Here is a 12,269-nt window from a genome sequence, read left to right as displayed (position 1 = left end):
TGCGGATTCGCCGAGCCGCGCCTCCGCACCGGTGCCTTCGCTTCCGGGCCCGCTCCCTACAGCGGAGCCGTTCAGTCAGCCCCCTTCCTCTGCGCCGGAACCCCTTCCTCCCGGCCCGCTTCTCACAGCGGATTCGCTGAGCCGCGCCTCCGCACCGGTGCCTTCGCTTCCCGGTCCGCTCCTCACGGCGGAGCCGCACAGCCGGCCGCCCCCCTTCCTCCACACCGGAACCCCCTCCTCCCGGCCCGCTCCCCACGGCGGAGCCCCTCAGCCCACCACCCCCTTCACCCGCACCGGAACTCCCACCTCCCCGTCCCCGTCCCGCTCCACCCCGACCACCCCGTCCCGCTCCCACGAAACGAACCGCTCGACCCGCGGCTCCCCCCACCCCTCGCCCACATCCCGCACCAACACCCCACCCCCGGTCCGCCCCGGCCCCGGCGCCCACACCTCCAACTCCACACCGCCCCCGGCACCCCGCACCGGAATCACCGCCCCGCCCCGCGCCAACACCGCGATCCGCGCCCCGCCGCCACCGGAACCCCCACCAACCCCCGGCGCATCCACCAGCACCTGCCCCGGCCCCTCGAACGCCTCCCCGCTCACCACGTCGTACCACCGCCCCCGCGGCAGCCGCACCGCCCTCCGCCCCACCCCCGGCTCCAGCACCGGCGCCACCAACAACGCGTCCCCGAGCAGAAACGCGTCCTCGCAGTCCCGCAACGCCCGATCCCCCGGCGCCCCCCACCACACCGGCCGCACATACGGCGCCCCGGTGAGCCGCGCCAAGTGCGCCAGCGTCACGAAGTACGGCCCGAGCCGCTCCCGCTCCACGAGCGCCGCCCGCGCCCCCTCCAACACCTGCGGCCCGAACTCCCACGGCTCCCGCCGCCCGGCGTCGATCGCCGAGTGTGTCCGGAACAGCGGCAAATACGCCCCCAACTGGAACCACCGCAGATAGAGCTCCGCATCCGGCCGCCCGTCGAACCCGCCCACGTCCGGCCCCGAATACGGAACCCCGCACAGCCCCAGCCCCAGCACCAGCGACAGCGAGGCCCGCAACCCCGCCCACCCGCTGCTCACATCGCCCGACCAGGTCCCCCCGTACCGCTGCATCCCCGCCCACCCGGACCGGGAGAACAGAAACGGCCGCTCCTCGGGCCGCAACCGCCGCAACCCCTCATAGCCCGCCCGAGCCATCGCCAGCGCGTACACGTTGTGCGCCTCCCGGTGGTCGCCGCCCCGCCCCTCCACCGCGTGCCGCGCCGACAACGGCAGCGTGCCGCCCCCGAACGGGGAGAAGGTCACCGGCTCGTTCATGTCGTGCCACACCCCGGCGAACCCCTGCGCGAGCCGCTCCGCGTACAGCCCGCCCCACCACTCCCGCACCGCAGGATCGGTGAAGTCCGGAAACGCGCACTCCCCGGGCCACACCTCCCCGCGCACCTCGCGGCCCCACGCGTCCTGCACGAACGCCCCGGCCGCCACCCCGGCGTCGTACACCGCGTTCCCGGGCTCGGCCCGCACCGCCGGGTCCACGATCGACACCAACCGCACCCCGCCCGCACGCAACTCCCGCGCCAGCCCCGGCAGATCGGGAAACGCCTCGCGGTCCACGGTGAACACCCGATGCCGGTCGTAGTGATCGATGTCCAGGTGTACGGCGGCCAGCGGCAGCCCCCGCTCCCGGTACCCGGCGACCACGCGCCGCACCTCGGCCTCACTCCCGAACCCCCACCGGGCGTGCTGCGGCCCGAGCGCCCACGACGGAGGCAGCGCGGGCCGGCCGGTGAGCGCGGTCCACCCGTGCAGCACCCGCGCGGGCGTCCCCACCACCACCCAGCACCGCAACGGCCCACCGGACATCCGCACTTCACTGCACCCGGCCCGATCGTGCCCGGAACCGCCGCCCTCCTCCCCTTCCCGCAACAGCACCTCCCCGTCCCACGAGTTGTCGTAGAACGCGATGTGCGCCCCGGCGTCCGCCACCACGAACTGCACGGGCATCGTCAAATACAGCGGATCGTCCCCGGGCCCGAACCGCCCGCCGGGATCGGTGTTCCACAACCGGTAGACCCCGTCCCGCAGCCTCGGCCCCCCACTCCTCCCCCCAAGCCCGAAAAACCGCGCATCCGCCCCCACCTCCGCCCTCTGCACCCACCGGCTTTCCCCCTTAGCCCCCTTGGGCTGCACCCTTTGCCGTCCCGTCCCCTCGGGCACCGGCGCCGCCCCACCCCTCTGCCCCCTGGCCCCCTCGGGCGACGGGGCCGCCCCACCCCTCTGCCCCCTGGCCCCCTCGGGCACCGGCGCCGCCCCACCCCTCTGCCCCCTAGTTCCCTTGGGCGACGGGGCCGCCCCAAGGGGGCGGAACGGGCGGGCAAGGGGGCGGCCCCTCCCGCTCCCGGCCCACCGGGACGCCGCCCCTGGCCCCGCCCCCGTGCCGGACGCCCACCCCGCCAGGGCCCCGGCCCACCCCCGTACCGCCCCCCGCCGGGCCCCCGACTCACCACCCCCACCCCTCTCCCACCACCGCGGCGCCAGCTCCCTCCGCACCATCACCCCACCCGGCGTCCGCACCTCAATCCCCCCGTCCCGCGCCACCGCCACCGTCACCCGCTCCGAAACCACCCGCCACCCACCCCCGGTGTCCGGCTCCAACACCACCCGCACATCCGGATCAGGACACAACCCGGCCAAGGCGTACGAGGGCTCGGGCCCGGCCCCGTCCCACCCCCAGAACACGGCCCCGCCCGCCGCCACCAGAATCCGCAGCTCCGACCGCTCGAACCGGACGACCCCACCCCCCGGCAAGGCCCGCGCCCCCAGCAAGACCCCCGGCACCCGCGCCCGCTCCACCCCGGGCCCCGCCAGCGCCCACGCGTCCACCCGCCTCGCCCGCCAGGCCTGCCGCAGGGCCCGCAGCCCCCGCGCCGAACCGATCATCCGTACCGAGCGCATCAGGTCACGACCGTCCATGCCCCTCACCCTCCCACCGGCCGACAACCTTCCGGGCCCCGTTCAACTTCCGTTCACCCACGCCGCCCCACCCACCCCCATCCAGCAGGCACCCTCCTCCACCCCCACCCAGCAGACGCCCTCCCCCCACACCCACCCTGGTGCGGAAGTCGATCACATGGCATCGTCCCCACCGAGTCCCCACCGACTCCATCGACCGACTGCCCGGCCCACCCGCAGCCGCGCAGCATCGCAGCCGAGCAGAACCGCAGAACCCGGGAGCCACCCATGACCTCAGCGACGCCCACCGCCTCCCCGTCCGAGCCCGTGTCGGAGCTCCTCTGGCAGCCGGGCCCCGACCGCATCGCCGAGGCGGCGGTCACCCGCTTCCAGGCCTGGGCCGCCGAGCACCACGGAGCCCCCGCCGACGGCGGCTACGACGCGCTCCACCGCTGGTCGGTCACGGAACTCGACACGTTCTGGAAGGCCGTCGCCGACTGGTTCGACATCCGGTTCTCCACCCCGTACGACACCGTGCTCGCCGACCGCACCATGCCCGGCGCCCAGTGGTTCCCCGGCGCCACCCTCAACTACGCCGAGCACGCCCTGCGCACCGCCGAGGACCCGGCCCGCGCGAACGAGCCCGCCCTGCTGCACGTCGACGAGTCGCAGACCCCCCGGCCCGTCACCTGGGCCGAACTCCGCCGCCAGGTCGGCTCCCTGGCCGCCGAACTCCGCGCCCTGGGCGTCCGCCCCGGCGACCGCGTCAGCGGCTACCTCCCCAACATCCCCCAGGCCGTCACCGCCCTCCTCGCCACCGCCGCCGTCGGCGCCGTATGGACCTCCTGCGCCCCCGACTTCGGCGCCCGCAGCGTCCTCGACCGCTTCCAGCAGGTCGAACCCGTCGTCCTGTTCGCCGTCGACGGCTACCGCTACGGCGGCAAGACCCACGACCGCACCGAAACCGTCGCCGAACTCCGCCGCGAACTGCCCACCCTCCGCGCGGTCGTCCACATCCCCCTGCTCGACACCCCTGCCCCCTCCGGCACTCTCACCTGGTCATCCCTCACTGAGAGTGACAACGAGCCGGTCTTCGAGCAAGTTCCCTTCGACCACCCCCTGTGGGTCCTCTACTCCTCCGGCACCACCGGACTCCCCAAGGCGATCGTCCAGTCCCAGGGCGGCATCCTGCTCGAACACTTCAAGCAGCTCGGCCTGCACTGCGACCTCGGCCCCGACGACCGCTTCTTCTGGTATACCTCCACCGGCTGGATGATGTGGAACTTCCTCGTCTCCGGCCTGCTCACGGGCACCACGATCGTCCTGTACGACGGCAGCCCCGGCTTCCCGGACACGGGCGCCCAGTGGGCGATCGCGGAAAAGACCGGCGCCACCCTCTTCGGCACCTCCGCCGCCTACGTCATGGCCTGCCGCAAAGCAGGCGTCCACCCCGCCGCCGACCACGACCTCACCCGCGTCAAGTGCGTCGCGACCACCGGCTCCCCGCTCCCGCCCGACGGCTTCCGCTGGCTCCACGACGAGTTCGCGACCGCAGGACACGACCTCTGGATCGCCTCCGTCAGCGGCGGCACCGACGTCTGCAGCTGCTTCGCCGGAGCCGTCCCCACCCTCCCCGTACACATCGGCGAACTCCAGGCCGCCTGCCTGGGCACCGACCTCCAGGCCTGGGACCCCCAGGGCAAGCCCCTCACCGGCGAAGTCGGCGAACTCGTCGTCACCAACCCCATGCCGTCCATGCCGATCCGCTTCTGGAACGACCCCGACGGCTCCCGCTACCACGACAGCTACTTCGACACCTATCCCGGCGTCTGGCGGCACGGCGACTGGATCACCCTCACCGACCACCACTCGGTGATCATCCACGGCCGCTCCGACTCCACCCTCAACCGTGGCGGCGTCCGCATGGGCTCCGCCGACATCTACGAGGCCGTCGAACGCCTCCCGGAGATCCGCGAGTCCCTCGTCATCGGTCTCGAAGAGCCCGACGGCGGCTACTGGATGCCGCTCTTCGTCCACCTCGCCGAAGGCGCCACCCTGGACGACGACCTCCTCGCCCGCATCAAGACCACCATCCGCACCTCCCTCTCCCCGCGCCACGTCCCCGACGAGGTCATCGAGGTCCCCGCGATCCCGCACACCCTCACCGGCAAGCGCATCGAGGTCCCCGTCAAGCGCCTCCTCGGCGGCACCCCCCTCGCCAAGGCGGTCAACCCCGGCTCGGTCGACAACATCGACCTCCTCCACTTCTACGAGGACCTCGCCCGCACCCGCCGCAGCTGACCCGTACCGGAACCCACCGGCTCACCCCCCGTACGTGGCCTCGGACTCACCCAGCACTTCCGCGAAGTCCGAGGCCAACCGTGCGGCATCGGCCACCTCCAGCCCCGCCGTCGTGATCCGCACCCCCGGCCCCGACGCGATCCGGAACCGCGCCCCCGCCGCCACCCACCACCCGTGCGACCGCAGCCCGTTCACCACCGCCGACTCGTCCCGCACCGGCACCCACACACTCAGCCCACTGCCCCCCTGCGCCGCGATCCCGCGCCGCCCCAACTGCCCCACCAGCTCCGCACGCCTCTTCGTGTACGTCTCCTGGGCCCGCCCCACCAACGCACGCGTCCCGGCATCCGTCATCAGCCTCAGCACCGTCTCCTGCAACACGTGACTCACCCACCCCGACGTGAGCAGCATCCGCCCGTCGTGCCGTGCGAGCGTCTTCGCGTCGCACGCCAACGCGGCCCACCGCAGGTCGATGCCCAGATGCTTGGACACCGTACGGACATGGGCCCAGCGGGGGAGGCCGCCGGACGCCAGCGAGTGCAACGGCACCCCGGAGACGTCCGCGTTGTGGTCGTCCTCCACCACCAGGACGTCCGGGAACTCCCGCAGCACCCCCAGCAGTTCCTCGCGCCGCTCCGCCGAGAAGAACCCGCTCCCCGGACTCTGCGCCCGAGGACTGCACACCACCGCCCGCACCCCGGCCCGCAGCGCCGCCCGCAACGGCTCCGCCCGCATCCCCTCCGCGTCCACGGCCACCGGCACCGCCCGCAATCCCAGCGCGGGCACCAGATCCAGCAGGTGATGGAATCCGGGATCCTCCACCGCCACCGCGTCCCCCGGCCTCAACTCCGCCGACAGCAACCGCGACACACAGTCCAGCGCCCCGTGCGCGAACGTCACGTGCTCATCCGGCACCCCGTCCCGCGCACACCACTCCCGCGCCACCACCTCCAGCTCCGCCAGCCGGGGCGACGCCCGGTGCGATCCGCTGACCGGCTCCACCCGGGCAGGCGGCAGCAGTACGGGCAGGAACGCCGGGTCCGGATGCCCGCCCGCCAGGTCCCGTACCCCCACGGGCACCCGGGGCGGCCGCCGCGACCCCACCGCAGGCGCCTCGGCCACCACGGTCCCGCCGCGCCCCCGCGTCACGACGATCCCGCGCCCGCGCAGCTCCTTGTACGCCGTCGCGACCGTCCCCGGACTGACCCCCAGCTCCTCGGCGAGCCGCCGTACCGGAGGCAGGGCATCACCCGGCGCGAGCCCGCCCTCCGCCACCCCCCGCTCGACGGACGCGGAGATCTCCTTGGCGGACGTACCACTGATCGAATATTGTGCTGCCACGTAACACACTATGTATCAATACAAAAAAGAACGCAAGGGGGAACGGTGCCACAGAAAGACCGCACCGCATGGCAGGACCGCATCCCGGGAGGCCGCGACGGACGCCGTCTGCTTGCCGTCTCGCTCGTCGACAAGACAGGCTCCGGCCTCTGGGCGGGCACCGCCGCCCTCTACTTCACGTACGTCGCGGGCCTCTCGGTCGCCCAGGTCGGCCTCCTCCTCGCGATATCCGCCGGCGTCGGCATCGCGGGCGCACCCCTCGCGGGCCGCCTGGCGGACCGTTTCCTCGTCACCCACGTGCTGGTCGCCACCCAACTCCTGCGCGCCGTCGGCTCCGCCGCCCTCCTGCTCAGCGACGACTTCGCCCTCCTCCTGGTCTTCGCCGCCGCCACCAGCCTCGGCGACCGCGCCACCAGCGTCCTCACCAAGCTCTTCGCCGCCCGCATCTCCGGCCCCCAGCGCGTCCGCTTCCAAGCCGTCAACCGCACGGTCGTCAACATCGGCTTCGCGGTCGGCGGGCTCGCCGCCGCAGGCGCCCTGGCCGTCGGCACCACCACCGCCTACCAGGCCCTGGTCGTCGGCAACGCCCTCTCCAGCCTCCTCGCCGCCGCGATCGTCACCCGCTGCGCCGAACCCGCCCGCCCCTCCCGCGTCATCGCCACCTCCGACACCCAGAAGCCCACGCCCACCCCCCGCTCCAACCCCTGGCGCGACCGCACCTACCTCCTCTACACCGCCACCGACGCCGTCCTCCTCCTCGACGACGTGATCTTCTCCGTCGGGCTCCCGCTCTGGATCGTCCACGCCACCGACGCCCCGCACGGCCTCGCCCCGCTGCTGCTGGTCCTCAACAACGTGCTGGTCGTGGCCTTCCAACTGCCCATGGCCAAGCTGGCCCCGACCACCGCCGCCGCCCGTCGGCTCCTCCTCCCGCTCGCCGGAGCCTTCATCGTGGGCACCCTCGCCCTCGCCGTCTCCGCCGCCGGGGGAACCTGGACCGCCGTGGCCGCCCTGATCATTGCCGCTGCCGCCCTCACTTGCGCCGAAATGCTCCACGCGACCCTTGCCTGGGAACTCTCCGTAGTCCTCGCCGCGGACGACGCCCAAGGCGCCTACCTCGGCGTCCACGGCCTGGCCGTCTCCGCCCAGCGCAGCGCCGGCCCGCTCGTCGTCTCCGCCACCATCGCCGCAGGTCCGGCCGGGTGGCTCGGCCTGGGAGCGATCCTCACCGCCACCGCCTTCGCCCAGTATCGACTGACCCGCAACCACCCCACCGCACCGGCATTGTCAGACCCCCCAGTTACTGTGAGTGAGCAATGATCGACAGCGCTCAGGGGGAGCAATGGAGCACGCCAAGAACCAGAACCGCACAACGCGGTCCACCCGGACCACCCGACCCACCCGCCGCGCACTGCGCCGCGAAGTCCCCAGCACCGTAGGCCTGTTGGCCGACCCCGAGGACTTCCAGGCCATGCGCACCTACCGCACCTTCCCCTTCGACTCCCACAGGGCCTACCTCCAGCAGGTCGACCACCTGCTCAAAACCCTATCCGCCGAAGGCCTCCACACCAGCGTCGCCCTCTTCGACCCGGAAGAATTCGCAGAGTTCTGTACGTCGACGGGCCTCGACCCCGACCGCCCGGAGACCCGCGCCCGCTTCACCGCACACGCCGCAGCCCGCGGCGCCTGCGTTCCCTACACGGGCGAACCCCTCGACCGGCTCATCGCCGTGCTCGTGGACGAAGCGGTCCGCCAGGCCACCTGGGACTGCGCGACCCTCCTCCTCGCCGACCTCGGCAACTGCGCGGGCTGCGGCGAGGACATCGGCAAGGAAGCGTTCGAGCGCTCCTCCCACCTCCTGGTCGCCCTCCTCAAGGGCGCCGGACGCGGCATCCACCACCTGGTGTGCAGCGTCCCCGCCGAGGGCGAGCAACTGCTCTCCGTCCTCCACGCCGAGGCCGGGACGGACGGCGTCCCCGAACTCAGCGACGACGAGGGCGCCGAGTTCGTGACCGTCCTCGCCGCGGGCATCGCCCTGGAAAGCCCCGGGGGAGTGGTCCTGCGCACGACCCGCGACGGCCAACCGGACAGGGTGCACGGCTGGCGCCTCGACCGCGGCGGCCTGACCGCCCTGACCGAGGCCGAAGTCTTCAACGCCTACTGCACGGACGCCGAGACCGGCGAACCCGTCTCCCCGGAATCCGGCGTCGAATACTGCGCCGGGTTCGTCCTGGAAGACCCCGGCACCCGGCACCACGAATAAAAAGCCCGTGGGGCCGCCGGTTCGCACCGGCGGCCCCACGGACCTCAACTCAACCGCGCTGTCGGGTCACTCCCCGGACAGCACCGCCTGCGCGGCCACGCGGGCCTCCTCGGCGGTGTCCACGGCACGCGCCGCGGCAGCCGCCCGCTCGCACTGCGCCAGCGTGTACTTCGCCAGCGTCGCGCGCACGTACGGAATGGCCTTCGCACCCATGGAAAGGGAGGTGACACCCAGACCGGTCAGCACACAGGCCAGCAGCGGGTCGGCCGCGGCCTCGCCACAGACGCCACAGCTCTTGCCCTCCGCCTTGGCGGCCTCGGCCGAAGCCGCCACCAGGTCGAGCAGCGCGGGCTGCCACGGGTCCTGCAGACGCGACACCGCACCGACCTGACGGTCCGCCGCGAAGGTGTACTGCGCCAGGTCGTTCGTGCCCAGCGACAGGAACTCGACCTCCTGCAGGATCGAACGCGCCCGCAGCGCGGCGGACGGAATCTCCACCATCGCGCCGAACTTCGCCTGCAGCCCGGCCTCACGGCACGCGTCCGCGAACGCCTTGGCGTCCGTACGGTCCGCGACCATCGGCGCCATGACCTCCAGGTACACGGGCAGGCCCTCGGCGGCCTTCGCCAGCGCGGTCAGCTGCGTCCGCAGCACCTCCGGGTGGTCCAGCAGCGACCGCAGACCACGCACGCCCAGTGCCGGGTTCGGCTCCTCGGCCGGCGTCAGGAACTCCAGCGGCTTGTCGGCACCAGCGTCCAGCACACGCACGACCACACGGCCCTCGGGGAAGGCCTCCAGCACCTTGCGGTACGCCTCGACCTGCGACTCCTCCGACGGCGCGTGCTTGCTGTCGTCCAGGAAGAGGAACTCGGTCCGGAACAGACCGACGCCCTCGGCACCCGCCTCCACGGCCGCCGGCACGTCCGCCGGACCACCGATGTTGGCCAGCAGCGGCACCTTGTGACCGTCGGACGTGGCGCCCGGACCGGTCGACGCGGCCAGCGCGGCCTTGCGCGCGGCGGCAGAGGCCTCCAGCTCGGCCCGCTTCTCGGCGCTCGGCTCGACGAAGATGTCGCCGGTGCTGCCGTCGACAGCCACGACCGTGCCCTCGGCCAGCTCGCCGGCACCCGGCAGCGCGACCACGGCGGGAACACCGAGCGCACGCGCGAGAATCGCGCTGTGGCTGGTCGGCCCGCCCTCTTCGGTCACGAACCCGAGCACCAGCGCCGGGTCGAGCAGCGCGGTGTCCGCGGGAGCCAGGTCCCGCGCGATGAGCACGTACGGCTCGTCGCTGTCCGGCACACCGGGCATCGGAACGCCCAGCAGACGGGCGACGATACGATTCCGCACGTCGTCCAGGTCGGCCACCCGGCCGGCCAGGTACTCGCCCGCACTGGCGAGCAGCGCACGGTATGCGGCGAACGCGTCGTAGACGCCACGCTCGGCCGTGCTGCCGACGGCAATCCGCCGGTCCACGTCAGCCATCAGCTCGGGGTCCTGGGCCATCAGAGCCTGTGCCTCGAGCACGGCCTGCGCCTCGCCGCCCGCCAGATTGCCACGCGCAATCAGGTCGGCCGCCACAGCTTCCACGGCCTGCCGAGCACGCCCCTGCTCGCGCTCCGCGTCCTCCGCCGCAATCTGCTTGGCCGGCGGCTCCAGGACCGCCGTACCCATGTGCCGAACTTCGCCGATCGCCACACCGTGGCTCACGCCGACGCCTCGCAGCGTTGTCTCCATTTCACCGTCTCCGCTAGTTGCGACGGACCCTGCCGCCGCGGTGGATGTACTACCCGCCGTCATTACGGCGTCGACGTTCTACTTCCAGGTGAAGAGCGCGTCGCCGGACTTCACGTCGCCGCTCTCCTGGACGTCCGCGAGGGCGTCGGCGGTGGCTTCGAGCGCCACGACGGGGCAGACGGGCGACTTGCCGGCGGCCTCGACGGCGGCCGGGTTCCAGCGCACCACTTCCTGGCCGCGCGTCACGGTGTCGCCCTTGTTCACAAGGAGCTCGAAGCCCTCGCCATTCAGCTGCACAGTGTCGATGCCGAGGTGGGTCAGCACACCGTGGCCCTCGGAGTCGACGACGACGAACGCGTGCGGGTGCAGGGAGACGACGACACCGTCCACGGGGGACACGGCTGCGGAGGGCTCACGCACGGGGTCAATAGCGGTACCGGGACCGACCATCGCTCCGGAGAACACGGGGTCGGGGACTGCGGCGAGTCCGATGGCGCGACCTTCAAGAGGGGACGTCACGCTGGTCATGGGGGCCTCCCAGGGGCGGAGTTTGTGCGGTGCCGTCACTACCTGTCCTGGACGGCATACCTGCTTCAGCAGGGTAAGTCATAAGAAGTCCCGGTTCCGCACGAGAGGTGCCACTTGGCGGACCTAGGGGTGCACCGCAAACGATTTGCCTCAACAAGCGGCGCCATGTACTGTCGTACTCCTGCCTGACCCCAACACGTACTCACACATCTTGTGGACCGTGTGTCGGCAGCGCCTCTAGAACGTTGATCCTATCCCGGATCTCTATTTCCGCATGCCGCGGAACGAGTGGTCAGGGAGACGGAAAAGCACTGATAGAGTCGGAACCGCCGGAAAGGGAAAACGCGAAAGCGAAGAACCTGGAAAGCACCGAGGAAATCGGCACTGGAAACAGTCTGATAGAGTCGGAAACGCAAGAACAAAGCAAAACAAGAAACACCGAACGAAAACGTCCGGAGGAAAGCCCGCGAGGGTGAGTACAAAGGAAGCGTCCGTTCCTTGAGAACTCAACAGCGTGCCAAAAGTCAACGCCAAATATGTTGATACCCCGGCCACTTCGGTGGTCGTGGTTCCTTTGAAGTCCTACTGGCCCATGTGGCGGGTAGGCAAACACTAGCGAGGACGCAGGAACACACCGTCTTATTCCGATGGTGGCTGTTCCGCTCTTCCGATGTGTGAACCCGATTACGGGTAAACATTCACGGAGAGTTTGATCCTGGCTCAGGACGAACGCTGGCGGCGTGCTTAACACATGCAAGTCGAACGATGAAGCCCTTCGGGGTGGATTAGTGGCGAACGGGTGAGTAACACGTGGGCAATCTGCCCTTCACTCTGGGACAAGCCCTGGAAACGGGGTCTAATACCGGATAACACCGGGTTCTGCATGGGACCTGGTTAAAAGCTCCGGCGGTGAAGGATGAGCCCGCGGCCTATCAGCTTGTTGGTGGGGTAATGGCCTACCAAGGCGACGACGGGTAGCCGGCCTGAGAGGGCGACCGGCCACACTGGGACTGAGACACGGCCCAGACTCCTACGGGAGGCAGCAGTGGGGAATATTGCACAATGGGCGAAAGCCTGATGCAGCGACGCCGCGTGAGGGATGACGGCCTTCGGGTTGTAAACCTCTTTCAGCAGGGAAGAAGCG

The 12,269-nt window shown here is 71.4% G+C and carries 7 protein-coding genes and 1 rRNA gene; 4 read left to right on the top strand and 4 right to left on the bottom strand.

Annotated features, from left to right (window positions below; translation table 11 throughout):
* Positions 1 to 267 precede the first annotated feature (267 nt).
* Entirely contained in the window at positions 268 to 2,688 is a 2,421-nt protein-coding gene (locus tag ACIO3O_RS14685; RefSeq protein ID WP_401745880.1) for a TIM-barrel domain-containing protein, read from the bottom strand.
* Between the two features lie 555 nt (positions 2,689 to 3,243).
* Here ACIO3O_RS14685 and ACIO3O_RS14680 point away from each other — a divergent pair.
* Positions 3,244 to 5,256: an acetoacetate--CoA ligase gene (locus ACIO3O_RS14680; RefSeq protein WP_401745292.1), complete on the top strand. Its 2,013-nt coding sequence runs from the start codon at positions 3,244 to 3,246 to the stop codon at positions 5,254 to 5,256.
* A 21-nt stretch (positions 5,257 to 5,277) separates the two neighbouring features.
* Here the strand turns inward: ACIO3O_RS14680 and ACIO3O_RS14675 are convergent, their stop codons facing one another.
* Complete coding sequence (locus ACIO3O_RS14675) at positions 5,278 to 6,597, bottom strand: aminotransferase class I/II-fold pyridoxal phosphate-dependent enzyme (protein WP_401745290.1); 1,320 nt, start codon at positions 6,595 to 6,597, stop codon at positions 5,278 to 5,280.
* 45 nt (positions 6,598 to 6,642) lie between these two features.
* Here ACIO3O_RS14675 and ACIO3O_RS14670 point away from each other — a divergent pair, with 45 nt between their 5' ends.
* Both ACIO3O_RS14670 and ACIO3O_RS14665 read left to right on the top strand, forming a co-directional pair.
* Positions 6,643 to 7,917 (top strand): MFS transporter, encoded by a 1,275-nt coding sequence (locus ACIO3O_RS14670; RefSeq protein ID WP_401745288.1) that lies wholly within the window; start codon positions 6,643 to 6,645, stop codon positions 7,915 to 7,917.
* A gap of 22 nt (positions 7,918 to 7,939) precedes the next feature.
* Positions 7,940 to 8,860 carry a hypothetical protein gene (locus tag ACIO3O_RS14665; RefSeq protein ID WP_401745286.1) on the top strand — a complete coding sequence of 307 codons (921 nt, stop codon included), beginning with the start codon at positions 7,940 to 7,942 and terminating at the stop codon, positions 8,858 to 8,860.
* 66 nt (positions 8,861 to 8,926) lie between these two features.
* Here ACIO3O_RS14665 and ptsP read toward each other — a convergent pair whose 3' ends face one another.
* Positions 8,927 to 10,597, bottom strand: a complete 1,671-nt coding sequence (ptsP, locus tag ACIO3O_RS14660; RefSeq protein WP_401745285.1) for a phosphoenolpyruvate--protein phosphotransferase — start codon at positions 10,595 to 10,597, stop codon at positions 8,927 to 8,929.
* Positions 10,598 to 10,675: 78 nt separating this feature from the next.
* On the bottom strand, positions 10,676 to 11,125 hold the full coding sequence (locus ACIO3O_RS14655) for a PTS glucose transporter subunit IIA (protein WP_401745283.1): 450 nt from the start codon (positions 11,123 to 11,125) through the stop codon (positions 10,676 to 10,678).
* Positions 11,126 to 11,822: 697 nt separating this feature from the next.
* On the opposite strand from ACIO3O_RS14655, the gene ACIO3O_RS14650 reads away from it, so the two are divergent.
* Positions 11,823 to 12,269 (top strand): 16S ribosomal RNA (locus ACIO3O_RS14650); the annotation flags it as partial.

This window comes from Streptomyces sp. NPDC087440, assembly GCF_044744005.1.
GTDB lineage: Bacteria > Actinomycetota > Actinomycetes > Streptomycetales > Streptomycetaceae > Streptomyces.
This window is presented reverse-complemented; position numbering and strand designations above follow the sequence as displayed.